The organism is Actinomyces acetigenes, from assembly GCF_031296635.1.
In the GTDB taxonomy this organism is placed as follows: Bacteria; Actinomycetota; Actinomycetes; order Actinomycetales; family Actinomycetaceae; genus Actinomyces; species Actinomyces acetigenes.
Genome location: NZ_JASPFC010000034.1, coordinates 1 through 26851 on the forward strand (window position 1 = coordinate 1; position 26851 = coordinate 26851).

Annotated in this window: 19 protein-coding genes and 1 pseudogene; 6 read left to right on the plus strand and 14 right to left on the minus strand. The window is 63.9% G+C overall.

Features of this window, described 5'->3' with window-relative positions; all coding sequences use genetic code 11:
• Nucleotide 1: 1 nt before the first annotated feature.
• The 14 genes and pseudogenes from RIV14_RS11205 to RIV14_RS11270 all read right to left on the minus strand — a co-directional run bounded on the left by RIV14_RS11205 (nt 2) and on the right by RIV14_RS11270 (nt 18984).
• Nucleotides 2–1580: pseudogene (locus RIV14_RS11205) on the minus strand (IS1634 family transposase).
• A gap of 989 nt (nt 1581–2569) precedes the next feature.
• Entirely contained in the window at nt 2570–4756 is a 2187-nt protein-coding gene (locus RIV14_RS11210; protein ID WP_143224282.1) for a DUF6571 family protein, read from the minus strand.
• Between the two features lie 50 nt (nt 4757–4806).
• A complete protein-coding gene (locus RIV14_RS11215; protein WP_309325185.1) occupies nt 4807–5181 on the minus strand; it encodes a hypothetical protein in 375 nt (124 codons plus the stop codon).
• A 117-nt stretch (nt 5182–5298) separates the two neighbouring features.
• The gene (locus RIV14_RS11220) at nt 5299–9963 is read right to left on the minus strand and encodes an FtsK/SpoIIIE domain-containing protein (protein ID WP_309325186.1); all 4665 of its coding nucleotides are present in this window, start codon (nt 9961–9963) and stop codon (nt 5299–5301) included.
• Nucleotides 9964–9975: 12 nt separating this feature from the next.
• On the minus strand, nt 9976–12657 hold the full coding sequence (locus RIV14_RS11225; RefSeq protein WP_309325187.1) for a LysM peptidoglycan-binding domain-containing protein: 2682 nt from the start codon (nt 12655–12657) through the stop codon (nt 9976–9978).
• A complete protein-coding gene (locus RIV14_RS11230; RefSeq protein ID WP_075371928.1) occupies nt 12654–13109 on the minus strand; it encodes a TadE/TadG family type IV pilus assembly protein in 456 nt (151 codons plus the stop codon). Before RIV14_RS11230 ends, RIV14_RS11225 begins: the two co-directional genes overlap by 4 nt.
• Entirely contained in the window at nt 13106–13603 is a 498-nt protein-coding gene (locus tag RIV14_RS11235; RefSeq protein ID WP_075371927.1) for a TadE/TadG family type IV pilus assembly protein, read from the minus strand. The genes RIV14_RS11230 and RIV14_RS11235 overlap by 4 nt, the downstream gene beginning before the upstream one ends.
• Nucleotides 13600–13995 carry a TadE/TadG family type IV pilus assembly protein gene (locus RIV14_RS11240; protein WP_256695047.1) on the minus strand — a complete coding sequence of 132 codons (396 nt, stop codon included), beginning with the start codon at nt 13993–13995 and terminating at the stop codon, nt 13600–13602. Before RIV14_RS11240 ends, RIV14_RS11235 begins: the two co-directional genes overlap by 4 nt.
• Before the next feature lie 38 nt (nt 13996–14033).
• Complete coding sequence (locus RIV14_RS11245; RefSeq protein ID WP_075371926.1) at nt 14034–14273, minus strand: hypothetical protein; 240 nt, start codon at nt 14271–14273, stop codon at nt 14034–14036.
• A gap of 140 nt (nt 14274–14413) precedes the next feature.
• Nucleotides 14414–15337 (minus strand): type II secretion system F family protein, encoded by a 924-nt coding sequence (locus RIV14_RS11250; protein WP_075371925.1) that lies wholly within the window; start codon nt 15335–15337, stop codon nt 14414–14416.
• Entirely contained in the window at nt 15334–16209 is an 876-nt protein-coding gene (locus RIV14_RS11255; protein WP_075371924.1) for a type II secretion system F family protein, read from the minus strand. Before RIV14_RS11255 ends, RIV14_RS11250 begins: the two co-directional genes overlap by 4 nt.
• On the minus strand, nt 16206–17522 hold the full coding sequence (locus RIV14_RS11260; protein ID WP_075371923.1) for a TadA family conjugal transfer-associated ATPase: 1317 nt from the start codon (nt 17520–17522) through the stop codon (nt 16206–16208). Before RIV14_RS11260 ends, RIV14_RS11255 begins: the two co-directional genes overlap by 4 nt.
• Nucleotides 17519–18277: a CpaE/TadZ family protein gene (locus RIV14_RS11265; protein WP_075371922.1), complete on the minus strand. Its 759-nt coding sequence runs from the start codon at nt 18275–18277 to the stop codon at nt 17519–17521. Before RIV14_RS11265 ends, RIV14_RS11260 begins: the two co-directional genes overlap by 4 nt.
• Entirely contained in the window at nt 18277–18984 is a 708-nt protein-coding gene (locus RIV14_RS11270) for an SAF domain-containing protein (RefSeq protein WP_075371921.1), read from the minus strand. Before RIV14_RS11270 ends, RIV14_RS11265 begins: the two co-directional genes overlap by 1 nt.
• Nucleotides 18985–19225: 241 nt before the next feature.
• On the opposite strand from RIV14_RS11270, the gene RIV14_RS11275 reads away from it, so the two are divergent.
• The 6 genes from RIV14_RS11275 (at nt 19226) to RIV14_RS11300 (ending at nt 26638) form a co-directional block, all read left to right on the plus strand.
• Nucleotides 19226–19519: a hypothetical protein gene (locus tag RIV14_RS11275; protein WP_075371920.1), complete on the plus strand. Its 294-nt coding sequence runs from the start codon at nt 19226–19228 to the stop codon at nt 19517–19519.
• Nucleotides 19520–20521: 1002 nt separating this feature from the next.
• Entirely contained in the window at nt 20522–21229 is a 708-nt protein-coding gene (locus RIV14_RS11280) for a hypothetical protein (RefSeq protein WP_309325188.1), read from the plus strand.
• Nucleotides 21230–21381: 152 nt separating this feature from the next.
• A complete protein-coding gene (locus RIV14_RS11285) occupies nt 21382–22344 on the plus strand; it encodes a hypothetical protein (RefSeq protein ID WP_428978881.1) in 963 nt (320 codons plus the stop codon).
• A gap of 400 nt (nt 22345–22744) precedes the next feature.
• Nucleotides 22745–23119, plus strand: a complete 375-nt coding sequence (locus tag RIV14_RS11290; protein WP_143224257.1) for a hypothetical protein — start codon at nt 22745–22747, stop codon at nt 23117–23119.
• A 55-nt stretch (nt 23120–23174) separates the two neighbouring features.
• Nucleotides 23175–25241 carry a DUF6571 family protein gene (locus tag RIV14_RS11295; protein ID WP_143224258.1) on the plus strand — a complete coding sequence of 689 codons (2067 nt, stop codon included), beginning with the start codon at nt 23175–23177 and terminating at the stop codon, nt 25239–25241.
• 530 nt (nt 25242–25771) lie between these two features.
• The gene (locus RIV14_RS11300; protein ID WP_256699382.1) at nt 25772–26638 is read left to right on the plus strand and encodes an ISAs1 family transposase; all 867 of its coding nucleotides are present in this window, start codon (nt 25772–25774) and stop codon (nt 26636–26638) included.
• Nucleotides 26639–26851: the final 213 nt, after the last annotated feature.

Below are 26851 nucleotides of genomic sequence, written 5' to 3' on the forward strand. Positions count from 1 at the left end.
CTTAGTGGCCTGGGGGCTGTAGGGATTTGAGGATGCTGGCTGCGGTTGGGGGAATTTGGGGTTGGGCAGTGATCTTATGGCCGTTGAGGTTGATGGTGACGTCCTGGAGGGGTTTGAGGGTGCGGATGATGCGTTTGATGCTGATCCCGGTGGTGTCCTGGAGGTAGCGGGCTACGGCCAGGGCGGCCATGACCACGGTCAGGTGCGTCTCGATGGCATCGCGGGTGTGGTGGAACACGGGGCGGACTCTCAGGTCGTGCTTGCTCATCCGGAAGGACTGCTCGACGTGCCACAGCTCGTGATACGAGGAGACGACCTCACCGGCACCCATTAAGCCTGCAGGAATGTTGGTGACATACCCCTTGAGCCCCACCAGTGACCTGGCCCGGGCCAGGGAGGCCTCGTCCAGGGTGGCGTCACCGGCGTGGGTGGTGACGAACCTGGTGCCCTTGGGACGTCTCTCGCCGGCGACGGATGGCCCTAGCGCGGTTGGCCTGGGCGGTCAGGGTCTGAGTGTCCCTGGCGGCGCGCTTCTTGGAGTAGGCCCACACCGCCCGCCACGACCCCGGGTGAGTGTCCGGGTCCCAGACGGGCTCACGACGCCTGCTGACGTCCCGCTCGCTCCTGGCGCCCTTCTTGGGGGTGATGGTGTCAATGACCTGCCCATCAGTGAAGGCGTCACCGGCCCAGTGGAAGTGGGCCTCCAGATCCCCTGGGGCCCGGACCTGGCGGGCCCCGACAATGAACCGCAACCTCGCCTCATCCAACGCACTCAGGTTCGATGCTGACAGCATGCCGGCATCAGCGACGATGACGAGCTCCTCAATACCGTGAACGGCCTGGAAGGCCTCCACGATGGGGATGATCGTGGTGGTCTCAGCCTTGTTCCCCTCCCAGCAGCCGACCTGGAGAGGAAAACCATGACGGTCGACCAGCAGGCCCACGATGACCTGGGGGTCGACCCTCCGCTCCTTGGAGTAGCCGACCTTGCGCAGGTCGTCCTCATGCTCGGCCTCGAAGTAGAGGGTGGTGACGTCGTACAGGCACAGGGCCAGGCCCCTGGTGGCAGTGACGTGCTCGAACAGGGCCCCAGAGATGCTCTCGCGGTAGCCTCGCTCCTGGGCCCGGGCCAGGGAGCGGAACAAGGTCCTGGTGCTGACCGACTCCAGGCCCAGGTCACCCAGCACCCGGGGCACCTGGGCCTTGGAGGACGGCTCGATCAAACGCGCCAGAACCATCTGCTCAAACGCCCGATCACCCCCGACCGCCTCACCCAGCCCCAGACGCTGGTAGGCGCCGTGCAGGACCTCCCACAACAACCTGGAGTGCTTGGACTCCACCGTGGTCCTGGCCAGATTGGTGCGTCCCGGTGCCGGCTCCAGGGACTCCAGGTCCAGCAGCCCCTGCCCCTGCCAGGCGGCGACCTTCTGCCGACCGGCCTCCAGCAGGACCTCCAGCTCCGTCTCGTCGTGGGCCGACCCCAGGTGCTCCACGATCCGGCACACACCATGGTCCTTGGCCACGACCTGCACGGCCGTGGCCCCCGAGGCCGTCTTGACCTGACGCAGGTACGGACTCACCCACCAGATCCTACCGCCGCCTTAGTGCCCCGAAACGACCACCCCACCCCCACAATCCCAACGAAAAACCCCACCCTGAAACACAAACCACCCCAACCTGTGCAACTCAGGATAGACTTCCAATCCTGCATCGCATGAGGCGGCCACCGAGGCGATCGTGCGGTCCTTCTCGATCACCTCGCGCACTACTTGGGTCTTGAACTCGTCTGAGCATCTCGCTGCTGGCATGGTCTCCATATTATCGACTCAGGGGATGAAAAACTCCCTAGCCCGAGAAGCACCACACACTCCAATGATCGCCCGGTTAGTTAGTTGGGGATGAAGTTGCGGAGCCACCGATCTTCGGCGGGTAGTGCGTACGGTCTCTCGATGGCCCTTCGGCCACCTGGGGTGCACGTCGCACCAAAAGCCGAACAAGATCGATAACATCCTTTGTCGGATCCCCAAGCTCCTCATGCCCATACCCATAACCAAGGGTTTGTCTCACCCTAAGTTGGCACCCGTCATCATACTGCCATAACGCTTCAGAGGACATCGAGTCATACAAAGAAATCCCCTCACCATCAATTCCGCCAACTACAAACGGCGCCACATTCATCGTACTCGAGGACGTTTTTATGTCCGCAACACTCTGGTAACTGCCGGGCCTACACCGATATTCTATAGTTAACATATAAATTTCGGGAGTCTTAGCTTGATCATAGTAGACGAAGCAATTCAAGTAGCCGTTTGCGTGAGCCGAACTATAGAAATGGATTATTTCATAATCACTTATTGTGTGACGTGGGCTCAAATCCTTGGCAGGGAGTAGGTCGCAAACAATCGAATCGCCTTCAATTGCTGGAGTGGAGCTTGATGATGCTGCCCTAGTTGCACGATCCGACGTGTTTCCCACCATGCGACTGCATCCGACGATTAAAAATAACACAAGCGCATTAATCAATACACTTCTAATTGCCCCATTCATGACATTCCATTCATTTTGCCTTCTACTTTTCCTTCTGGGCCTTCTCCTGGTCCCTTTGATTCGTACCTGCCGTAACTCCTTCAGCTTTACCATCACCTGGCTTGCCCGTCGGCTGCAATTTGGCAATTGCCTCATCAGCAGGCGGCTCTTCCCCCTCCTCGCCAACAAGTTTATCCGAAGTAGGACTCCCGGCGACGTCCGCCCAGGTAACAACTTCTTTAGCAGCGTCGCTCCCGCCTTTACTCAAGTCAATTGTGTAGCCTCCACCATTCTTAGGAACAATCCACTTGTAGTGCTCATGGGAAGCTGTCTCAGTCACATTTCCCTGATCATCTTTATCGGTGTACGGAACAGAAAAATCGCTCTGCTGCAGGAGGCCCGCATTCGCTGCATCCTGTAGAGCCGCCGCCGTCAATGCTTCCGTCTTACTATCGTCCGAAGCAGCAGGAACCGTTACTTGTTTAGCCTTACCTGCATCACCGGTCGCGGCATCGACGATGATCGGATTAAGCAAGGTCGTTCCGACAGAGAATCCAGTTGACACAACCGGCCCGCCCACTTTACCAATTCCGGCCGAAAGAACCGTTTCAAACACATTGACAACGGTGGCAGTACTCTCTTTCGCTGCAGCCGCCTTAGCCGCATTATCGTCGGTTAACTGCTGTGCTTTCACTTCCGAAAGACCTTGCAAATAGGAAGCAGCTTTAGATGCATTTCCGTACGCTTCTTTTATTCCTTGAAGACGCACATCCGCAGATTTGTCTTTATTTTTTTCCAAGCCTCTCTGAGACGCACCTCGAGCATAATTGGCCAGCCCGGCACTTATGGTCGCAGCTGCGCTAGGGTTGTCTATGACGTGGTAAACAATAGCATTTAGTTGTGCAGCATGCGCCTTAAACACAGTATTATCCTCGGAAACAAGCTGCCCATTTCCTCCCACGCTACTCCATGCGCTAGTAACCTCCGCCGAACAGTTGGCGAGAAACATTCCCATTCTTGTCTTGGCGGATTCACTATATAGACCAGAATAAACGTTCGCTGCAACATACTGAATTGCATTGTCAGCTAATTTATCAGCTCTTGCTTTTACCGCAGCCTCGGGACTAGATCTTCTTGTCGACGCAGCAGCGAGAGCCGCCGAAAGCCCCGCGAATCCACCCTGATCCCATTGTTGTTCGTCAACCAAATCTTTATAAAACTGCCAACGTTGCGTTAACTTCTGCAACCGACTGGTGTCTGCGACGCCAGGCTTATCTTTCTGAGCGGGTGCAAGAAACTCCAAAGCCGCATCAGGATTGTTCCCCATCGCGTCAAGGATTCCCGCTAAAGGATCAACCGAATATCCCGGGAGACGGTAGAGAACATCCTTTGCTTTAATGCTGACTTTAAAAATACTCTCATAATCGAGTTTTTCGGCAGCAAATCCCATGTCCAGGAGAAATTGCTTATCAAAGTTCAGGTCATTGATGCCATCCCCGTCCTTATCATGTCCTCCCATAATCGCATTGAGAACGGTGATGTATCCATATTCAGTTTCTTCATCAACAGATCCGATAATTTGTTCGGCTACCTTAGTGGATTTTCCCGTGCTCCAGAATCGACTTGCGGTACTTAGGACCTCGCCGAGAAGGGCAGCCAAGTTATTTGGGGCATTTTCGATGTCCGCACACATGTCGTCATTAAGGTTGCTTGAAGATATAGAGAGTGGCAATCTAGTGAGATTCTCTGGTCCGACAGCATCAATGAATGTCTCTGCATAAATTCCGTCTTGTTTATTTCGTTCTATCGAAGCAATAATTTGATCGTATGTTCGAGATGGGAATTTTGCATCGCCATCTACTGCTTCCTGTAAATCGCGCGCATCTGTAGCGGCTTGTTCCTTTGATGCCCATAGTTTCAAACTTGCTGAGTTCGTGATGTTTGCACTATCTGGGATGTCTACCGTGTAGTTGTCGCCTTCCATTTTTCCTACACCATTTTCATTAAGTGAAATAATGGTGTTCATAGACGACTCGATTTCATCGGCTGCCGTCCTAACATTCCCTATTTTTGTTTCAGATTGCTCAAGGAAATCTGTCGGACTTACTGGGTCGTGCTCATTGGTGCATTCTGTGTCAATGGTTGTCCGGTGCGTTTCTGCAGTGCTTGCAAGATCTCGAATTTTCTTGATCTCTTTCTTGAGGTTATCGGCATTCAATTTAACCTTCATTTTATCTCCGTGCTCTTTCTTGAGTTGTAGGCAATTCTTATTCTGGCAGATTATATTTCGTCATCGTTCGTAAATGTGCTGGGTCGCGATGCGGCAGGATCGGTACCTGTTGGCGGCCAGTTTCCTACTGTGTCATTCTCATCTACCCCTTCGACCGTACTTGGAGTGTTTGATATCGCGCTGTCAATCAGATCGGCGAATCCAGTGAATGCGCCAGCTAATTCGCGAACATCTTTTTCCACCATGGCGGCTGAACTATCAGCCAACTTACTTACCCATGTTTGAGGTGAGTTAACCCCGCTGGCATAAGTCTTACCCGGATTTACACTCATGTATGGATCGCGAAACCCCAGATCTTTGTTTTTCCCATCGACGACTCCTTTTAGCCTTTGTAGTGCATAGTACTTCTGGTTCGTCAGTTTCACCATCAGTTTTTTTCTTTCTTTTCGAGACGATTTTTAATATTCAGCGTCGAATTTCTTATCGAATTTCTTTGTCGCTTCCACCCTCTCGGTGGGTTCACCTTTTCGAGATAGTTATACTTATCGACATTTTGGCACCTGTCCCCAAGTCCAGCCCGAACCGCTAATCAACACCCCTCTTCCTTTAGGGACGGGACCTCCAATGGATCTCGGGAGTCGGGCCGAGAAGTGGGAGCCGTCGTCGGATCCTCGCGGCGCGAGGATGAGTCCAGTTCGCGTCTTTCTGGCGGTCGCGACAACGCCACGATACATACCTCCGATCTCGTCGATGCCGCAGGCCACGAGGACGCCCCCGTGGTGGTCACGACAGGTTTTGATGTGCTCTTCAATCATTGGGTTAATTTTGTGTTCGTTGGTCAGTACTTCGAAATCGTCCACTACAATAATGGTGTTCTCTGGCTCATACTGCAACATGACTGACAGAGCCTTCGGTTCTGTGTCCGCATCCAGCACTCCGATTACACCGGGATGCCCAGAAAGCTCTTTCAAGGGTGATTTACGGGGAAGCACGAGGACAATCTTTTGTCCGTTGTCCAAGGCCCTGCTTGCAGCGAAGTGCAGAGCCGTGGACCGCCCGGAGCGGCGCGGACCGGTCACGAGGAAGGCGTTACCGATGTCCTCCAGGGACACCGGCATCAGGCGCAGATCGTCGCCTCCCACGGCGAAGGCGATCTCATTGGGCTCCAGTGCGGGCTCGAGCTTGAGTGCCTCCTCGGCGGAGATCGCCACAGGCAGCTCATCCACGTGCCCTGGACGCTGGGCGCGGTCAATGACGCCCCACCTTGTGTTGGCCTGCTCGGCTGCCTGGTGAACCGCCGCCACCTGCGCCGTTCCCGCAGAGTCATCGGTCAGCATGACCAGTTGGACCTCACGGGGCCGCTCCCCCGACCGGAAGGCCCGCCCCTGCGGCATGGACAAAGGAACATCCTTAGCACGCATCGCGATCAGGTCGAAGTCATCAGGGCTCGGCATACGCAGCACCAGACGGTCCTCCAGCATCATCCCGAACCGCCCCCGAAACACGGTCCGGTCCCCGGCAATCACCACGCGCAGCCCCACCGCCGGGCCCTCACGCATCAGCGTCTCCACCATCCCGGGGATCGCACCGGCGTCCGTGTTCTCAAAGGTCGCCATGAAGTTGTCCCACCGGTCAATGAGCAGCACCAGGTACGGCAGCCGCTCAGACGGCTCGGTGGCGGCCCGCTGCTCGGCCACCGACGCATAGCCGTGCGTGGCCAGGTACTGCTGACGGTACGCCACCTGCCCACCCAGCAGCGCCAACATGCGACGAATCCGGTCCGCCTGATCCCGCGTGACCACCGCCCCAAAATTCGGCAGACCCACGCACGGGGCCAAGGCCCCATTACCTGCGTCAATACCGTAAGCGTGCACCTCTGCGGCGGAGGCTGTCTGCGCCAGAGCCACAGCGATCCCCCGCAGCACACTGGAACGCCCCGAACGCGGGGCACCGGCAATCCCCAGGTGACCGGCGCGCGTGTAGTCCCACGTCATCGGCCGCTGCGCCTGCTCACCAGGCAAATCCTCCAGACCCAGCGGCAGCGCCGGCAGGAAGCCAGCCGCCCGCGAATCACCCCCACCCAGACCACCGTCCGCACCCCCGGTGGCCTGGGCCGCCTCCATGCGCTCCTCAACCTGCGCCAGCGTGATGAGCTCCGGCAGCGGCGGCAGCCACGGACTGTGCGGGTCCGGCCGACCCGTCGCCGTGTGCGCCGCCCCCATCGCGGAAACCAGAGTGGCCAGGTCGGTGGGGATCGTCGCATCCTCCTCCACCTCCGGCGGCTTCATCTCCGGACGGGAAAGCTCATCCAAAGTCAGCGCCGCCGCCCGCACCGCCGCCTGCGGCAACGCCCCACGGGGCCGCCCCCCCACCCGGGAGGACTGGAACTGGCGCAGGCTCGCATGCCCCAGCCGCGCGTAGGCGCGCCCCGGAATCGAGGGCGGGATGTAGGCCGAGTTGGAGGCCTCAATGACGTCCTGGGAGTCGTTCTCATCAGTAACGCGCAGGGCGATGCGCAGGTTCGTGTTCGACTTGATCTCAGCCGACACCACGCCCGCCGGCCGCTGGGTCGCCAGCACCAGGTGCACCCCGAGTGAGCGCCCACGCCGGGCGATGTCCACCAGGCCCGTCACGAAGTCCGGCAGCTCGGAGACCAGGGCCGCAAACTCGTCAATGATGATCATGAGCCGCGGCATGGGCTCGTCCCCGGGCTGCATAGCGGCCACGTAGTCCTCAATGTCCTTCGCGTCCGCCCCCGCCAGCTGGTGCTCACGCCGGCGCAGCTCAGCCCCCAGGGACTCCAGGGCCCGGGAGGTGAGGTGCCCGTCCAGGTCCGTGACCATGCCCACCGTGTGCGGCAGGCGCGCACAGTCCTTGAAGGCCGCACCACCCTTGTAGTCCACCAGCACGAAGGTCATCGAGTCCGGCGTGTTGCCCACGCACAGGGAGGCGATGAGCGTCTGCAGCAGCTCGGACTTACCCGAACCGGTGGTCCCGGCCACCAGGGCGTGCGGCCCGTCAGCGCGCACATCCAGCCAGAAGTGCCCCTCGGCGTCCTCACCGATGACCGCCTTCGTCGTCCGGCTGCACCGGTCCCAGGCCGCCAGCACCGCCTCCGCATTCGGGTCCGGCATCGGCAGGACGTCCAGGAGGCGGGAGGAGGTCGGGATCGTCGAGTCCGCGCCCGAGGCGGAGACGTCGTGGATCGGCGCCAGCGCCCGGGCCACCCGCTCGCACCAGCCGTCCGGGACCAGGTCCAGGGTCACCCGCTCGACCTCGTCCACATCCGTCTGCGACACGCTCGCCGCCCCCACCTCCGCGGTGACCACGGCGCGGCACTCCTCGGGCAGGGCCGTGCGATCCCGATCAATACACACCAGGAACACCCCCGCGGACGGCCCACGGCGCAGCACCGAGATAAGGCCCGGACGCAGGCGCAGACCCCGGGCGCCGTCAAGCACCACAAGAATCTGCTCGACCGGCCCCGTGGCCGGCCCCCGCCTCTCCGGGTCCAGCCGGCGCTCCACCAGCTCGGAGATCTCGTTGATGCGCCGGGCGATCGTCTCATCGTCCAGTCCCACGCGCGCCCGGGCGCCCATGCCCTCCAGGTTGCGCAGGTGGGGCAGCCACCTCGTCCAGGCCCAGCGCCCCGCGCGATTCTCCCCTCGCGCCGGCTCCACCAGGAGCACCATCTGCAGCTCGGCTGGCGAGTGCAGCACCGCCGCCTGTGCCGCCAGCCAGTCGGTGACGTCGTGGCGCCGCGTGCCGCACACGCCCACCACGCCCAGCTCACCCAGCGGCACCCGCACCGGCACGTCCGGCGCCGTCCACCGCAGCGGCTCCTCGTGCTTGGCGCGCTGAGAGTCCTCAATCTCCACGTCACTGGGCAGGTCCGCCACCCCCACCCGCAGATCCAGCCAGTCCGGGTCGGTGGGCCGCCGCTCCCACAGCTGGGCCCGCGGCCCTGTGGCGCGCAGCAGCAGCTCGGCCGCATCCGGATGGTCCCCGCGACGCACCCCCCGCTCCGCGGTCAGGGCCTTGAAGGCCGCCTCCTCGGTGGCCTCACGCTGCTCCTCATACTTGCGCAGCTTGTCCCGGAAGTCCTTCTTCTGGTTCGAGCGCCCCTGAATCTGGTTGGCGATCATCATGATCGGGGAGAACACCATGAACATGAGTGAGTAGGCACGCCCCGTCATGAAGTACATGCCGGCCCCCATGACCAGTGGGGAGATGAGCATCGCGAAGGGGAAGGGCGGTTTGCGCTGCTCGGCCGGCTTCGTCGGCAGCGCGAACTTCGTCTCCCGCACCGGCCGGGCCAGACGCGGCGGCCGGTTGAAGTTCAGGGTCGGGGCGCCCGCCGTCGGCGAGACCACCGCATTGGCCTCCGGCACCGGCCCGACCGACAGGAGCGTCTCCCCCACCGTGAGCAGTGCGTCCGGGGACCAGGTGGAGGCGCCCACGCCCAGGGGCCGGCGATCCAGCTCCAGGTAGTGGCGCACCCCGTCCGGCTCCAGCGTCTCGCGGCTGGAGAGGATCGCCTCGGAGTCCAGGCCCTTCTTCTTGGCGCGGCGGCGCTTGCGCGCCTCCTTGCGTCGACGGCGCCGGGCCGCCTGCCCCTTGGCCTCCTGCTCCTCGTCGCGCTCCGGGGCGGCTAGGACGAGGGGGCCCGGCAGGGGGCGGCGCCTTGGCAGCGGCATTGGCAGCTGGCGCTGGGCGACCTCCGGCACCGGGGTGATCGTCACGTGTCCCCCGACGGCGACGGCGAGGTCGGCGATCCGTCCCTCCACGCCCTCCAGGACCAGGTCGCAGCCGGGTCCGCCCAGGGTGTAGCCGCCCAGGCTCAGGCGGTGGACGGCGCCGGCCCCCTGGCCGGCCACCACGCGCAGCTCGACGACGCCTACCGGCTCGGCGTCGTCGCGCACCGGTCCGCCCAGGCCCAGGAGCATGCCGTTGCGGACCACGTCGACCAGGTTGTCCGCGGGGGCCAGGCGCCGCGGGCCGTCCCACACGCCCAAGGGCGGCGCGCCCACCTGCTCGCCGGCGTTGACGACGAGCCGCAGGGCCGCCCCCGGATCGCTGCCCTCGGCGGCGGGCTCCAGGCCCGCCACCATGTCACCGACCGTGGCGTCCTCGGGCGCCACGACCAGGAGGTCGCGGGCGGCCGCATTGGCCTCACCGGGCCGCAGGACACTGATGAACAGCTGCACGCCTGGACCTCCTTATGCGGGGCGTCGGGCCACGGACAGCCCCGGTGCCAGGTCCTCCACGAGGGCGGCCGTGGCCGGGTCGATCTGGGCCAGGTCGTCGGCACCGGCCGCCGACAGGAGCCCGTGCACCTCCCGCTCCAGCTCGCCGCGGCCGCGCCGGGCCGCCAGGCGCAGGCGGTCGCGCCACAGACCCTGGTCCAGGTCCACGACCGCCAGGCCCGTGGCGATCGCCATCCCCGCGCCGTCGGGGTCGGTGTCCCCGATGAGCTCGACGACGCGGTGGGCGGCATCCACGACGAGGGCGTTGTACTGGTGGGCGGCGCGCACGCGCGCCATCCAGGAGTAACGGCCCTCCTCGGCGCCGGCCACCATGGGGCCGCGCACCAGGCGCAGGGCCTCGATGAGCAGCTCGACCTCGCGCTGGGGCGGGCAGCCGCGGGAGGAGGCCAGCAGCGAGCGCAGCACGTCCCAGTCGACGACGACCCCGGGCCCCATGACGAGGCGCCCTTCGGCGTCCTCGCGCAGGTGGGGCAGCCCCTGGGAGTCGCGGCCCAGCCAGGCGCGCAGCCGCTCCACGGTGCCGGCCACCACGTCCGCGGTGGCCCCCAGCGGCCAGAGCATGGTGCCCAGCACCGCCGGGCGGATGCCCTCGGGGTGGAGGGCCACGCAGATTGCGGCCTCGGTGAGGATCGAGCGGCGCTCGGGCTCGACCGCGCCGGCGGCCTCCACGAGCGTGTGCCCCAGCACATGGATGCGCACGTCGGCGGTGCGCAGGGCCGCGGTCATCATCGGCGGCATCGGCGGGTCGGGGATCGGCGGGCGCGTGCCGTCGTCGGTCACCTGGGCCGGGCCGAAGAGGTGCGCCAGGTCCAGGACCTCGTTCTCGGTGGCGCGCGTGGCCCGCACCGCGATGCCCAGCTGGTCAATGCGGGCGGTGCCGGAGGCGTCGACGTCAATGGTCCAGCGTGCCCGGCCGTCCCCACCGGTGCGCACGACGGCGTAGTCGCCGCCGGGCGGCAGGCTCGGTGTGGCCTCGCCGTTGCCCACGAGGACGAAAGTGGTGGCGACCCCGGGGCGACGACCGGTGATAACGTCGGCGCGGCCCGGCAGCGAGTTGCCGGCCAGGAGGGCCTCCGGGGGCTGGATGCGCCCGCCGGCCACCTCCCGCAGCGTGGCCGGCAGGCCGGCGCCCACGACGACGGCCTCCTGGGACCAGGGGTTGGTGCACAGCTCCAGGGCGAGGGCGGTGACGACCTCCGCGGCCATGGCGGGGTCACCGGTGACGGCGACCTCGCCGTCGGCGACGGCCAGGTCGATGAGGATGTCAGCACCACTGGCGATACGGCCCACGGTCACCATGCCCGGCAGGAGGGAGCCGTTCGGGGCGGGGGCAGGCTCCTGACCGGCGCGCATCACCCAGGTCAGGCCCTCCTCCTGGACGCGCCAGGGGGCGGGGGCCTCGGGGACGGGCTGGGCCAGACGCAGGTAGCAGGCGTCGTCGTCAATGGCGACGGCATAGGGGCGGGGGCTGCCGGGGATCGAGCCCAGGGAGCGCAGGATGGCGTCGAGGCGCTGGAAGCGGCGCTCGTCGGCACCCACGCGCAGGAGCCGCTCCAGCTCGCCGGAGCCCTCGTCGAAGGCCCCGCCGGAGAGCTGTCGCCGGCGGCGCACGAGCACCGAGACGAGGGAGGCGGCCAGGAGCGCGCCGACCGCCGGCATCTGGACGGGCGGGACGTCGCGCAGGGTGGAGATGGCCGAGCCCTGGTTGATGGCGCCGCCGGAGCGGGCCTCCTGCGGGTTGGGCGTGGCCGGGGCGGGAGTGGCCGGCGCCGGTGCCACCGGGACGGCCTCGACCCGGGGCACGGAGGTGGCCTCGTCGGGCATGACCATGAGCCAGCCGGGCTGGATGAGCCGGGCCAGCTCCAGGGAGCCGCCGTCGGGCTGGACGCGGCCGGCGTTGAGGTCGTAGATCCGGGTGTAGGCGCGCCCGTCGCCGAGGTTGCGTTCGGCGATGTCCCAGAGGTTGTCGTGGTAGCGGCCCTCGGGCGGCTGGACCACGTAGACGCGCTGGCCCACGAGCTGGGAGCCGAGGGCGGGGTCGATCTCGACGCCGCCGACCATGTAACGCATCTGCTGGCTGCCGTCGGGGTTCTGGGCCACGGTCCCGGAAGTGATCGAGGCGCCCGAGGCGTCGGTGGCCTGAGTGGTAGCGCGGGCCGAGTCCTGGGCGGCGGCGACGGCGGGGGTGGGCTCCTCAACCACCGGGGCGGCCGCGGCGGCCAGCGGGCCGCTGACGGCGCCCAGCAGCAGCACGGAGGCCACGAGCCGGCGGGCCACGGCCTGCACCCCGCCGGAGAGGGGGACATGCCCGGGGACGCTGCGGCCGCGAATAGCGGAGACGGTCTCCACCAGGGTGCAGAAGGTGAACTGCACCCAGGCCAGCCAGATCACCCAGGTGAGGACACCCAGGAGGGCGTCGACGGAGATCGCCTGGGTGAGGGTGTCCAGCCCCAGACCGGTGGGGATGGGGGGAAGGCCGACGGTGGCCAGCAGCAGAACCGGCAGGCCGATGATGACCAGCATGAGGAGAAGGGCGGCCAGGAGTGACTTCCACACTGGAGGGCGCGTGCTGCGCGCCGGTGCGCGGAAGCGTTCGGGTCCGGCGGCCTGGGCTCGTTGAGCGGCGCGGCTCACTGATCCTCCTTGAAGATACCGACGGCGTTGCGGGCCTCGCCGGTGACGGTGACATGAACGGATGTGACGCCGACGAGTCGCAGCATCGTGGTGGGGACGTCGCGCTCGACGGTGACGGCGACCCCCCGCGAGGTGACGTCGACGGTGGAGCTCTGGGCCAGGCCCCCCTGGGCGAGGTAGGTGCGGGCGGCGGAGGTGGCGGCGGCGCTGTCCACCGAGACGGTGGCGCCCCCGCGCACGTCGTCGGTGGACAGGTGCTGGGCTCCGGCACGGGCGGCCTGCTCGGCCTGGTCGGCCAGGGTGGCGCGGGCGTTGAGGACGCGGCCGCCCTCGATGCACAGTCCGGCCATGAGCATGAGGACCGCAGCGATGATGACAACGTAGACGGAGACGGCTCCTCGCTCGCTGTCGTGGCGGAGCCGGTGGCGCACGGAGGTGACGATCCGGTTCATCGGGTCCCCCTCCAGGTGTCGACCGGTGCGGTGGAGCTCGCCGAGACGGTGGTGGCGCCGGGCAGGAAGACCAGGCCCAGGTCGGACAGCTCGACGCGGCAGCGGACGGTGGCGGTGACGGTGCCGCCCCGGCCGAAGCCGCCGACGTCGACTCCCCCCGAGCACTGGGCGTTGGCGGTGTCCGCGGCGGCCAGGCTGCGGCGGGCGGCGGCATCGGCCTCCCCGGCGGAGCGCTCGATGGAGGCGGCCCGGGCGGCGTCGCGGGCGGCGGCCTGGACCATGCCCTCGGCGGAGACCAGGCGGCCCCCGGCGACGGCGATCATGACGATGAGCAGGAGCACCGGGACCAGGACGATCATCTCAACCGACATGCTGCCCCGCTCAGCGGCGTCGGCGCCGCCGACGACTCGGCGTCGTCGGGCGTGCAGCACCCTCGCAGCGAGGGCGGCCTGGCCGTTGGTAACCGCCGGGGCGGTGGTCGGGGTGGGGGTCACGTGTCCTCCCGGAAGGTCTCGCGCTCGGAGGTGACCGAGGCCCGCACCTTGGGGGCGAAGCCGGCGATGATGTCCATGGACTTGCCCGTCACCTGGACATTGACCTGGTTGCCGATCACGACGACGTCCACCGACACGTCGGTGAGCGCCTTACCGCCGACCCGGTGGGCGTAGGCCTCGCCGTCGGTCTTGGCGGCGGCGATGGCGGAGGAGCCGGCCGAGCCGTTGCGGACCTCGCGGGCGACCTCCCGGGCGGTGGAGGTCGCCACCTCGTTGCCGTACCAGCTCAACGCGACCTGCACGGTGAGCAGCACGATGAGCAGGAGCAGCGGGAAGAAGACGAGCAGCTCGACGCTGGAGGCCCCGGCCTCCGAGCGCAAGCGCCTCGTCATTCCTCTCCGCAGCGACTGCATGATGGTCATTCCTCTTATCAGGGCGCCTTGTTGCCGACACCGCCGCCGTTGCCGATCTGCGGCACCTGGAGGTTGGAGGAGGCGTTGTCGACCATGCTGTAGATGGCCCTGCCGACGACGGCGGCCAGGACGATGAGGAAGCCGGTGATGATGACCCACTCGACGGTCGAGGCTCCCTTCTCCTCCGACAGGCGGTTGCTGACCCGCTCGCGCAGGTCGCCGGCGAGCACCTGGAGTGTGCACAGTATCTTGAGCATGCTTTGTCCTTTCCTTGAGAGAAACTGGGTGGTGGGGGTGTGGGCGGTGAATCGTCGCCGGTTCTCAGTCAAGCGACCGGTCGAAAGGCAGTCAACTGGTTCGTGTGGGTTCTCCGTTCGGGGGCAGGTGGTCTGAGGGGTTACATGGCTCCGATGATCCCGGTCAGGGCCGGGTAGACGAGGAAGACGATGAAGCCCATGGCGACGACGAGCTGGGCCACGAGCATGGACTCGGAGCTCTCCCCGGCCTTGCTCTCGGCGTCGGACAGGTCGCGGCGGCGCATGCTGGAGGCCCGGGCGCCCAGCGACTCGCGGATCTTGGCGCCGTCCTCGGCCACGAGGGCCAGGGCGGCGGACAGGTCACGCAGCTCGTCGATGCGCAGCTGGGTGCCCAGCCGGCCCAGGGCCGCCCAGGGCGTGTCCCCACGCAGCCTGGCGACGTCGAGGGCGTCGCGGATGCGGAGCATGGCGGGGTCGTCGGAGAGACTTGAGGCGGCGTCGAGGGCCTCGGGGACGCCTCGCCCCGCGGACAGGGACATGGCCACAAGGTCCAGGTAGGAGCCGACGACGTGGCGGAAGTCCCGGCGCGCCTCGTCGGCCTCGCTGCGCAGACGCAGCGTGGGCAGTACCAGGCCGACGCCCCCCAGGGCGACGCTCAGCAGCAGGGGCACGGACCATCCCAGGGGCGCCCCCATGACCTGCATGAGTGCGACGACGAGCAGTGGCGCGGCGAAGCCCCCCACCCCGAGGAAGACCGAGGTCACCATGTGGCGTTCCAGGGAGCGCCCCACGACGGCCAGGTTCCCGGTCAGGGAGGACAGGTCGATGCCGGTGCGCCGCACGAGGGAGGTGATGCGCAGGCTGAGGGTGTCCACCCACTCGGGGGTGTCCGCCTCGGAGGGGTTGAGGCGCCGCACGTCCTCACGCATGCGGCCCTCGTCGCGGCGGGTGTCCAGCTCGGCCAGGGCGGCGGCGGGCTGAGTGGCGGGGGGTGCCAGGATGAGGATGAGGGCGAACAGGCCGGCTCCACTGAGCGCACCACTGATGAGGATCCAGGTGATCATGCGTTCTCACCTCCGGCCGGAGCGGAGACGGTCAGGAAGCGTCGCGGCAGCTGGACGCCGGCCAGGCGCCGCATCCAGAGCATGCCGACGGCGAAGAGCGCCACGACGACCACCAGCACCAGCTGCCCCTGCACGCTGGAGTAGGGGGCCACGAAGCTCCGGTTGAAGACGGCCAGCCCCAGCATGATGACGATGGAGAAGATGACGACGATCTGGGCCGAGCGCCGGGTGCCGGCGCGGGAGGCGGAGACGCGCTGACGCATGTCGAGCTCGGAGCGGGCCGTGTCCGCCAGGGCGCTGAGGAGCTGGCGCAGGCCGGGGCCGCGCAGGCGGGCGTTCATGATGAGGGCGGAGACGATGAGGTCCGCCGTGGGGTCGTCGAGGTCGTCGGCGAACTGGCGCAGCGCCGTCGGCAGGGGGACGCGCACGCGCATGCGGTCCGCCAGGAGGGCCAGGTCCTCGCGCAGGACCGGGGCGGCGGCGTAGACGGTGGCGGGGATGGCCTGCTCCAGGCCCACAGCGCCGGCGATGGTGTCCCGCAGCGACTCGGCCCAGGTGGCCAGGGCCTCGATCTTGGCGGCGGCGAGCTTCTCCTGCTTGGCGCCGCCGAAGAGCAGCGGCCACACGATGACAAGCAGGCCGGCGGCGACGGCCAGGACGATCCAGCGGGTGAGCAGCAGGACGCCCAGGCCGACGACGAGGCAGGCGATGAGCCGACCGGACAGGCCCTTGAGGCTGTCGCGCAGGGAGCCTGAGGAGCCGGGGCGGTCGGGCAGCATGTCGACGCCCATGAAGAAGCCGACCAGGAGGAAGAGCCCTCCCCCGACGAGTGCGCCGGCGAGGATGGCGACGGTGGCGGTGGCCTGGTTCATGCGTAACCACCCCGGTAGGCGGCGGCCGGGTCGTAGCCGGCATTGATGAGGTCGTCGACGCAGGAGACCGGTGCGGCCGGCTGGGCGGTCCCGGTCCCGTCGTCGGCGAAGACCTCACTGGACAGGACCCGCCCGTCGACGCCGTTGACCTCGCGCACGGAGGCGACGTAGCGGCGCAGCCCCCCGCCCTGGGAGAAGCGGTTCTCCCGGGTCAGGAAGATGACGAAGTCGACGGCGCCGGCGATCAGGAGGTTGGTGGCGTCCTGGGGCAGGTGTTCGGCGGACTGGATGGCGTAGGTGGCAATGCGGTTGAACACCTCGGAGGAGGAGTTCGCGTGGATGGTGGACAGCGAGCCGTCGTTGCCCTGGCTCATGGCGTTGAGCATGGTGACGATCTCGTCGCCCAGAACCTCACCGACGATGACCCGCGAGGGGTTCATGCGCAGTGAGCGCCGCACGAGGTCCGCCATGGAGATCGCACCAGAGCCCTCGGAGTTGGGGAGGCGCTCCTCGAAGGCGACGACGTTGGGGTGCAGGTCGGCGAACTCGCCCAGCCCCAGCTCCAGGGCGCGCTCAACGGTGATGAGACGCTCTTCGGGGGGGATCTCGTTGGCCAGGGCACGCAGGAAGGTGGTCTTCCCGGCGTTCGTGGCGCCGGCGATCATGATGTTCTTGCGGGCCCGCACAGCCGCCGAGCAGAAGGCGGCCAGCCGCGGCGTCAGGGAGCCGAGCCGGACCAGGTCATCGAGACCCACTCGGTCCAGGCGGGCTCGACGCACCGAGATCGAGGGGCGCGAGCAGACCTCCATGACGGCCGACAGGCGCGAGCCGTCCGGCAGGCGCAGATCCAGCTGGGGGTTGGCCGAGTCGAAGGGACGCGAGGCCAGGCCGGAGTAGGAGCCGAGGACCTGAACGAGCTCGATGAGCTCCTCGTCGGACTCGGCCACCGGGGCGCCGCGCTCCTCGCGGCCGTCGGCGTACTGGATGAAGACGTTGTCGTAGCCGTTGATGTCGATGTTCTCGACATCCTTGTCGTCCAGCAGGGGCTGGAGGCGGCCGACGCCGAAGAGCGCCGCGTGGATGCCCTGGGAGACCTCTTCCTCCTCCTGGGCGTTGAGCGGGCTGCGGCCGGCGGCGATCTCAGCGCGGGCGTGCCGCTCGAGCACCCGCCCGATGAGGGCGCGGGCGAACTGGCGCTCGTCCTCCGCGGACATCGGGGGGATGCCGGAGGCGGCGTCGTCACGGCGCTGCTGAGCGAGGAGATCGGCGACCTCCTCGCGCATGTCGCGGACGAGTCCCTGGTCGACGCTCATGCGGCACCTCCGTTGATGGCGGCGCCCGCCAGGGCGGTGGCGACGGTTCGGGCCGAGCGCACCAGGAGGGTGCGGCCCAGGGGACGGGCGCGGCGACCCGCCAGGGAGTCGGCGGCGCTCTGGTCGAGGGCCAGGACGCCGACGACGGGGACCTCCAAGCCGCTGCCGCGCAGCAGGCGGGTGAGGTCATCGGCCTCGTGGCGGGCTTTCCAGGGCGCGATGAGGAGGACACCGAGGCGGACCCGCTCGGAGCGGCGGGAGGTCTCGGCGACGATCCAGGACAGGCGCTCACGCAGGTGGCCGTAGTTCTCCACGCCTGGGCGCACGGTGACCAGCGCCATGTCGGAGGCCAGGGCCACGCCCAGGCTCGGGGCACCGGGAGACAGACGACCGACGTCGGCGATGATGTCCCCCTGGCGCTGCAGGCTGGTGGCCAGTCCGGACCAGCCCGCCCCGATGGCCGTGGCCTGATCGGGGCGCGACAGGCCCACGAGGACGGGCAGGTCCCCCTCGATGAGGGTGAGGTGATCGCGCAGGGGCGCGGCAGGGTCGCGGCGGATGGCGGCGGCCAGGGAGACGACGCCCCGGTCGCTGTCCAGGGGCAGGCCCTCACGGGAGCGGGTGCGGTAGACCAGGTCGGACCCGGCGGGGTCGAGCTCGGCCAGGACGGCCGGACGGGGCCAGACCGCGGCGAGTACGTGGGCGCTCGTCGAGGCGCCGGGTGACCCCTTCGCAGAGGCGATCGAGATGAGCATCAGCTCTCCTTGATCGGCTGCCCGGACGCGGTCAGGACGACGGCGATGGTCCCGTTGGCCGATGCGCTGGCAAGCTTGGCGGCGCCCTTCTTGTCAACGAGGACGGAGATGACGGCGCCGGAGGTCCAGTCCTCGCTGGTGCCCGAGGAGGGCTTGGCGGCGAGCACCTGGGCGTCGGAGACGATGATGTTCTGGGAACCGATGTCGACGATGTCGACCTTGTCACCGGGCTGCAGGCCGCCGGCCGGGAAGCGCCCGGCGTTGGCGGAGACGCCGACGACCTGGAGGTCCCCGCTGGGGACCGGGTTGGTGGCGAGCTGGGAGGTGTCCAGCAGCTGCCCCTTGGAGATCTCCACGCGAGCGGTGCGGCCGACGACCTGGTCGATCTGGTCCGCGCGCACCAGGGTGGTGAGGTCCGAGGCCACCGAGGCGCTCACCAGGTCCTCCTTGTTGATGACCTGACCCGCCTTGATGGTGTCCTTGGCTGCCAGCATCTGGACGCGCTGGTCCAGGCGCATGGCCAGCAGGCCCGCGAGCAGGGCACCGCCGACGATCAGCAGCACGGCGAGCGCGGCCAGCAGGGGACGCCGCTCACGCGGCGCCGACGGCAGGTGACCACCGGTGTCACGGGACTGGCGGGCGGGCCGAGGCTGATCGACGTCGTTCGTGCGACGCCGTGAGGAGCGTCCGTTCTGGGACAGTGCCATGGGAGACCTCAAGTCGAATCGGATGGGGCAGCGACAGCACCGTAGCCTATTCGTGACCGCTCTGGCGGGCCGAACGGCGAAGATCCGGAAGAAAGTCACATGGGTTGTTATCCCCTTGCGATCCGATGCGGATCGTGAAAAGGTACTGGAAGCGACGGCCGTCACAGTCGCAATCACGCGAAGAGCCCTCGGGCATTCTTCGGGTGACTCAACGAATCCAACCAACGAGGAGGACCTCAGTATGATTCAGGCAGATCTTGACACCCTCAAGACCCTTTACCAGACCCTCAAGGACGACGTCCAGCGGTCCGACGACATTCAGAAGCTGACCGACACCGCTCTCCAGAATGCCGTCTGGGAGAGCGCCAACGCCAAGACCTTCCGTGACGCCTGGACCGAGTTCAAGCCGCAGCTCATCAAGTTCGAGCAGGCGTTCGCCACTGCCGCGACCGACGTTGCCAACAACTACAACAACAACGTTGACGCCAACGGTGAGAACCTCGAGCACCTCGCCCCCGTTGAGGCGATTGCCTGAGCGACCTCGATCCCTGAAAGGGCCTGGAGCAGCGCATGCTGCTCCAGGCCCTTTCAGCATGTCGGGAAACAGAACTTCTCACGGTCGTGAATAACCTCAGACATCTGACGTCGGCCCACCGGGCTGACCGCATTATGTATGGCGTCGCCCATTGAGATGACTGTGCTGTCTCCTCACTTCTGAGACATGTGACTGCCATGACTTCTGAGGCACTCGCTCGGGCGGGAGCCCGGGTGACGGCGTACCCGTAGCGCTCCCAAAACTCGCGAGGCACTCGCTCGGGCGGGAGCCCGGGGCAGGCTGGTGGCCCTGGAGGCGAGGGTGAGACCGAAGGGACGAGGCATGATGGGGTGTCGGTGTGCCTGATCATCTCCAGGGGGTCCTTCCGGAAGCCAGGACCCCTCACCCCGGCGCTGGCGGCACCTTCCCCTTTCTGGCCCCTTCCGGCTCCCGCGCAGGGGCTTGGAGCCCATGGTTCAACCCGGCCCCGACTCCCTTCATGCTCCGAGTCGACCAACGTGCACGAGGGTGGGGCTGAACTGGTCAGGGGTTGTGTGCACTGCACCGTCCCTGGCAAGCCACCAATCAGTGTCTCAGATGTCATGACATCCGAAACTCTCAGAAGTCATGAGCCAACACACCCATTGAGATGACGTCGGACGCGCCGAAGGTCAGGCGGCGAGTCTTTCAGCCCTGCCGACTCATCCCCGAACCCAACGCCCTCCTAGCCCCACCCCAGGGTCGGGGCTCACGCACCCTCCCTGAGCGTCGCACCGACCAGGACAGTAATTTTCACGGCTATTTCACGCCCGGGGAGCGCTATCCATCCGCAGGCATTCCCTCCCTCTGTAGAATTCTAGTAACGCCCCCCGACGCGCGACTCCCAGTCCACTGAGGCACGGCATGAGTCGCACTGACACCATGGCGACCAGCCAATAGGGGCGGGACAGTTTTTACGGCGCCGAGGGGTTGTGCTCGGCCTGATCGTGGAGGTGCTTCCTCATGGCTCGTTCCCTCGTCCGCTTGCCTGGTCGTGGTCGTGTCGCCGGCGCCCTGGGTGCTGGCGTGCTGGTCGGCTCGTTGGCGCTGGTGGGGTGTTCGTCAAGCAGTCCGAAGGGTGGCGGGACGATCCCGCCGCTCAATACTGCGGGCTCCGGTACGGGTTCGTCGGCGTCTGCGTCTGCCTCGGGTGGGGCGTCGGCTGGTGCGAGTGGTGCTGCCAGTGCTGGTGCGGTGACTGCTGAGTCCTTGTCCGACCCCACCCTGGGGTACACGGTGGTCTCCATCCCCAAAGACCTGGACGCCACCCAGACCAAGGTCCTCCAGGACTACGTCGCCTACGACAAAGCCACCTGGCGCGTCTGGTCCACACGAAAGGGACTGGACGACGCCCTGAAACGGTCTACCGGTACAACCAGAGAAAATATTCGGAACAACTACAACAAAACGACGCACTATGCTCGACCCCCCATTTCAATTGGAGTTAGCGACGTTGAGGTGGATGCCGACGGGAAAAGCGCCAAAGTGACCGTGTGCTACGACCGCACGAGGATGACAGTGGTCGACGAGAATGGAAATGACGTCACCAAGGATTCCTCTCAGAATAAGAAAGAGTACCTCATCGATTTAGTTGACGGTCAATCTGGTGACTGGCTTGCCGAAAGTCAAACAACATTGTCTTCCGACGAGTGCAGCACGGAGCAAAAGTGATGAACAAGCTGAGAAATCGAGTCGTGGCCCTGTCGTGCGCATTTTTATGCCTGACCCTCCTCCCTTCCGAGGCGCTCGCCGCGGAAGGTGTAGAAGATGATGAGGCAACAGTTTCTGGTTCTGCTGAGGGGACTGCTGATGGTGGTGGCGTGGTGACTATCTCGGTGGAGTCGAGTGTGACGACAGCTGGCTCTGGTGGGGGTGATGGCGGTGGGGTGACGTCCTCGTCGTCGTCCAGCACGGAGGTGACTGTGGCGCCGGTGTGCTTCTACAAGCCTGGCGACACGGGCGCTGAGGCCGCCCAAGGCATCAGCAAGACCAAGAAGGTGCTCGATGACACCGCGAAGGAGGTCTCTGGTCGTGAGGAGAAAACTGTCCGAGCGGTCACCGAAAGCCTCTCGAAGCAGCTGGACAAGAACTTCCCTGATTACGAGTCTCACAAGGATGATACGCAGGGCCGCTGGTACGGGCGTTACTGTGACGCGTCTCGGTTAGGCCCGAAAACCAACCCCACTTTCAAGGAGGACTTTGATGAAGAGCGTAAGGCTTTCTATGAGGCCAATCCGGATCAGAACATCTGGGTTCCGGCGGGTCAGCAGGCCCCTCGGCCGTATATCTCGGGGACCAGGTTGGCGAAGGTCGCCTGGGATGCGGTGAAGATCCCGGCTCCGACGGTGGAGACTAATCCGAAGGTCGGTTCCCAGGGTGCGACGCTGGTGGGGATGGATACCTGGGTGTGGGCCACTGGTAACACTCCGACCAGTGTGACTGCTAAGGCCACTGCTGGTAGCACCACTGCCACTATCACGGCTGGGTCGTCTGGTTTGCAGCTGTCGGCCCCCGACGGGAAAGCGTCTTGTACCGGGTTTGGCATCGCGTGGCACTCCGGCATGCCCGAGGGGTCGAGTCCGTGCACGATCTCCTTCAACCGCAGCTCGGCTCACCTGGGTGGTGCCACGCCGTTGACGATCAAGGTTGCCTACTCGGCCTCCTACACCGCCACTGACGGCAACAGCGGCACCCTACCGGCTATCACCACCACCAGCACCGTCAACCTGCCCGTCGCCGAGGTACAGACCCTCACCACCAACCACAACAACCCCCGACAGAACTGAGCCGACCGGTGCGGGGGCGACGAAGGTCGAGACACGTTCGAGGCCTTCGCGGCAGTATCAACATAGATTGGAGGTATGTACCGCAACGTTATTGCTACCGCTAGGAAGACTTGAACCGGAGTCGCCCTCAGTCCCCCATGGATCTAACGACATCCCCAACTTCCCAGCCCAACTCCCGAGAGCCATTGATGTCTCAGTCCCAAAATACAGCGCAGCCAAAACTGGCGCCACTGGTTAGACGTGCACACAACTACCAAACCGTACTGAAAAGTAGTTGCAAGACACCAAACTGTAGAGTCACGTGATACGACCATTACCCATAATGGTCAGCATCCTTACTCCATGACATAATGAACCAAACGCGAGATTGCTGCCATAAATTACACAGAATGGAAAGAAAATGCCTGAAGAGCAGCGGACAGCAGACAACAAGAAAAGACTTGCTTTAGAACGGATTAAGACGGCAACGGATACCGCCACATCGACGGTCAAAAAAAATCCTAGGCCTGTGGATGGCACGCCCAGAACCGAGGCTATCGATTCAAATACTAGCGGGATGGACGGGTTCACTAAGGACTTATCCGATGCATGGCAGTCGACAAAAGCCGACGAGTTTGAAGTCGATATCACATCAAACGTGAAAGACATTCGGGACCAATGGGACATTGTTAATAGTAACGTGAGTCATGCGTTATCCCCAGAAATAACCGATCCAGAACCTAAGGTGACGCCTAGTAGCGAAGAAGCGAAAGACAAGTGGGATAGAGTTCCATAACAAACACACCTTTCAACAAGAGGTAACAGATAACATTATTCCACAGAGGCGTATGATGACGTTCATCAAAGTAGACGTAATAAAACTCGGTTCATTTATCAACAACCTAAGGTACTGGATTATTGACGCCGATTCAAGTCGGCATATTGTGCGCGCTAAAGTGGATTTCGAGGATCCTGCTCAGATTTGGGATGTTGTCTCTGACAACTCTACCATGGCGCGCGTGACCAGTCAGCTGTCAAGCCTTCGAGAATCACTTGAAACCCGCAAGGTGAGTGTTGAAGTTGTGAATCGTCAGAGCGGTAGGCTCAACACAGACGTTGAATGTGGCTACTACCTGCCTGACGGACTGGAAGACACTAGCGCCAATGTAAGAGAGCACAACATTACAGCTATACAGGAAGCAAAGGCAGACGCAAAAGCCGACTATGACCGGCACAACGGGAAGAATTCTGCCCGTCCAACATACGTTTCAAGAGAAAAGTATCAAGATAACCCAGTGTATGCGTTGGCTTATATTCACGAACTCGGCGAACAGCCAGGTGTTGACAAGAACGATAGTGGAATTCACGTTTATTTGGATATGATCAGCCCAGTTGACTCTAACGACGGCTCTCCGTGGCTAAACAGTATGATTCACATCCTTGCGGCCGCCTCCCAAGATGAAGTCAACGGAGGAAAACTGGCTCAAGAGATATATGCGAATGATGGTAAACAGGTCGATAGCTGGTGGCACCAAGATCGTAGATGGGCGCTGACATACGTATTGTCCTACGAGAACAAACAGCCAGTGCCCTTTGAGATGCCGAAGTTCGGTACTGACTTTCTGACGTCATTAGCTAGCAAGGCCGAAAACGACCCTGACGCATCTAGTCGCAACGGAAACAGAAATTTTGCCGAAAAGGAGTACACGGCCGATATCTTGGCTGGTGCGATGAATGCAATGGCACGTAATCCCGAGGCCGCATTAGAATATCTTGCCAACGACGTGACGGTCGATTCTGAGGGAAAAGTGACTCCGAGTCAGGCAACACTTGAACGGTGGCTGAAACTAGAAAAGCGAACCTGGGATGGAGAATTCTACTACGGATTCGGCACCAACGCGTTCACAGCAGCTTTAGCAGCAGCTTCAGGCTACAGGAATCTGACGGACGATCAAGCCGGACTTAAAAATGCGGACGCACGTGCGACCTGGCTCTCCGGAGAAGTTATCAAACTGTTTAGTAGCGACGAGTACGGAGCAAATACCTACTTTCATGATATTCCGGAAAAGTCAAAAAGGAATCTAGGAGTTGTTCTTGCGAACAGCCCAGAGGAAGTTGCCTCAATGGCCGGTGGAACGCAAATGACATCAGATGACATATCTGGCCCTAGAATGTCGTGCTCCGAAAAACAGGCCGCATCACTGCTATATCGGATTATAGATAACGAGGATGCGGCCGCGACCATCGCGGCTAAACTGGCGGATTACCACCAAAAGCGGATAGATGAGCAATTAAGCAAGGATCCTCAGTTTTCAACCTTGTCGGATGAATATAATAAGGCGGCGAGTAGTGAGGGCTTCCTTGAACAGATCGCCGAGACTCGTTATGAGCACAACAAGAAGAATAAGGTCAGTAAAGAGAGTACGTTTAACACTGCGTCAACAATATTTGGGGCGGTCTTGATGGGCGTGGTGACTGTAGGTACGGCAGGTATGGCCGCACCTGCTGCTGCCCTCATTGGGGCGAGCGCAGGTGTGTCGACCGCATTTGCTCAGCCGCTGGTGGCCGAGAGCGTGGTGAGGGATATCAGAACTAAGGCCAACGCTCCAAGCAAGGATGTTAGCGTGAGAAATAGGCTAGAGGCCCAGGCGTACTCTGATGCTGCGGAACATAATTTATTCTCCGAGGAAGTGAATAAGTCTGCCGTGGATGAAGGAATTGTCCTCAAGGATGACCAAAAAATTGACCCTGAGCATAATAGCTCTGTAACTAACTGGCGGCATCGCAGTGCGAAGATAGATGGAAGGGTGGATGACCTGGCGGAGAAAGGTGTGGGCAATGGGCTTGACCGGGGAAGGGAACAGGTGGATCCTCTTCTAGTCGGAGATAATGACTACCAGGCAGCTAAGTCGAAATGACGTCTTTTGGCAAATGTCGCACTGTCGTGCAAAATGCGCCCCAGAGGTCGACTACGGCTTGTAGCGATACCAGCACAATCACAATGTACTCTGATTCTACTAGTTATGGTAAATGGCTGATGTCTTAGGCAAAGAGAGGTAGAATTGTGAGTTCTCAGGTTGTGCTTGCTCGTCGGCAAGGAGACTGCGCGGTGCTGTGTGGTTCGCGACGCGAGGAGACGACGTCGAATGCCCCGCAGATGTGCAGAAATATTGGTGACGCAGCCGTTAGGTCCCATCAACGACCCCAGGGGGTCAGCATAGTCGGTGGGTGGTTGTCTGATCTCTAACGGGTCTGGTGTGTTGGTGCGGGCGCGGCGTGACCCGCATGGTGACGATGAAGGCGTCTACTCAATCCCGTCACCAGCGAGGTCACGCCGCCATGTCATCTTCCACGACGACCGCCTTGTCGCGCCAGCCCCTGGCCCAGGTTCTTAAGGAACCTTACCGGTCCCCGCGACAGGCGCGGGGTACGCCATGACCTGCCTACGGTGCTGTCCCTGGCCGTGACGGGGGTGCTGGCCGGTTGTCGGAGCCTGACAGCGACATGGGAGCACGCCACGGACCTGACCGCCGCCGACCTGGAGACCCTGGGCCTTCAGGTCGGACAGGCCCTGCCGTCGGAGTCGACCATCCGGCGGGTGCTCCAGGACCTGGACCCCACCAACCTCGACACTCATGTGAGGTCCTGGTTGTGTACACGTAGTGGCACCATCGAAGGAAGAACAGTCATTGCGGTGGACGGCAAGACCATGCGCGCAGCCCGCACAGGCAAGGATCCGGCACCTCATCTCCTGGCGGCCCTGGACCAGGCCACGGGCACTGTCCTTGCCCAGGCACGTGTGGCAGACAAGTCCAACGAGATCCCCGCGCTCAGGGAACTGCTCAAGCCCCTCGACCTGGACGGGGTGGTGGTGAGCGCCGATGCGATGCACACCCAAACCGATACCGCCGAGTGGACCCGCCCAGCAGGACGGTCACTACGTGCTCACGCCTCTGGGCAGTCAGAAGACCCTGCGCAGGACACTCAAGAAGCTGCCCTGACAAGGACGTCCCGTCCACCTCCTGGGGCGACGTCTCTCACGGGCGACGAGTGCGGCGCACCGCCCGAGGCGACCTGGGCTCCCACCTGGGTGGACTTCCCCGGAGCGGCTCAGGTTCTCCAGGTCCGGCGCACCCGAACCACCAAGGATCGCAGGAGCACGGGCAACAACGGCGGCGATAGCGCCAAGAGGACGACTGTGGAGGTGGTCTACCTGGTCTGTTCCCTACCCATGGGACAGGCTCAACCCGAGCAGGTTGCCGCCTGGGTCCGGGGACATTGGAAGATAGACAACCGGCTCCACGTCGGTCCGTGACGTGGTCACGGGCGAGGACCACCACCAGTTACGCACCGCCAACGGCCCCGAGAACATGGCCGCCCTAAGGAACCTGGCCACCCGGCCTCATACACCTGGTCCACGACCCCAGTGCCTGCAGCGCCTCGACCACCATATCCCTGTCACAACAACCAAAACGCGCCATCAAGCTACTCACCCAACCAACCACCTAAACCGACTCTGCCGACCCCC

Excerpts from the sequence above, each read along its gene's own strand:
- RIV14_RS11210 (WP_143224282.1), bottom strand. The coding sequence starts at position 4,756 with ATGAAGGTTAAATTGAATGCCGATAACCTCAAGAAAGAGATCAAGAAA.
- RIV14_RS11230 (WP_075371928.1), bottom strand. The coding sequence starts at position 13,109 with ATGAACCGGATCGTCACCTCCGTGCGCCACCGGCTCCGCCACGACAGC.
- RIV14_RS11240 (WP_256695047.1), bottom strand. The coding sequence starts at position 13,995 with ATGACGAGGCGCTTGCGCTCGGAGGCCGGGGCCTCCAGCGTCGAGCTG.
- RIV14_RS11245 (WP_075371926.1), bottom strand. The coding sequence starts at position 14,273 with ATGCTCAAGATACTGTGCACACTCCAGGTGCTCGCCGGCGACCTGCGC.
- RIV14_RS11250 (WP_075371925.1), bottom strand. The coding sequence starts at position 15,337 with ATGATCACCTGGATCCTCATCAGTGGTGCGCTCAGTGGAGCCGGCCTG.
- RIV14_RS11255 (WP_075371924.1), bottom strand. The coding sequence starts at position 16,209 with ATGAACCAGGCCACCGCCACCGTCGCCATCCTCGCCGGCGCACTCGTC.
- RIV14_RS11260 (WP_075371923.1), bottom strand. The coding sequence starts at position 17,522 with ATGAGCGTCGACCAGGGACTCGTCCGCGACATGCGCGAGGAGGTCGCC.
- RIV14_RS11265 (WP_075371922.1), bottom strand. The coding sequence starts at position 18,277 with ATGCTCATCTCGATCGCCTCTGCGAAGGGGTCACCCGGCGCCTCGACG.
- RIV14_RS11270 (WP_075371921.1), bottom strand. The coding sequence starts at position 18,984 with ATGGCACTGTCCCAGAACGGACGCTCCTCACGGCGTCGCACGAACGAC.
- RIV14_RS11275 (WP_075371920.1), top strand. The coding sequence starts at position 19,226 with ATGATTCAGGCAGATCTTGACACCCTCAAGACCCTTTACCAGACCCTC.
- RIV14_RS11280 (WP_309325188.1), top strand. The coding sequence starts at position 20,522 with ATGGCTCGTTCCCTCGTCCGCTTGCCTGGTCGTGGTCGTGTCGCCGGC.
- RIV14_RS11290 (WP_143224257.1), top strand. The coding sequence starts at position 22,745 with ATGCCTGAAGAGCAGCGGACAGCAGACAACAAGAAAAGACTTGCTTTA.
- RIV14_RS11295 (WP_143224258.1), top strand. The coding sequence starts at position 23,175 with ATGACGTTCATCAAAGTAGACGTAATAAAACTCGGTTCATTTATCAAC.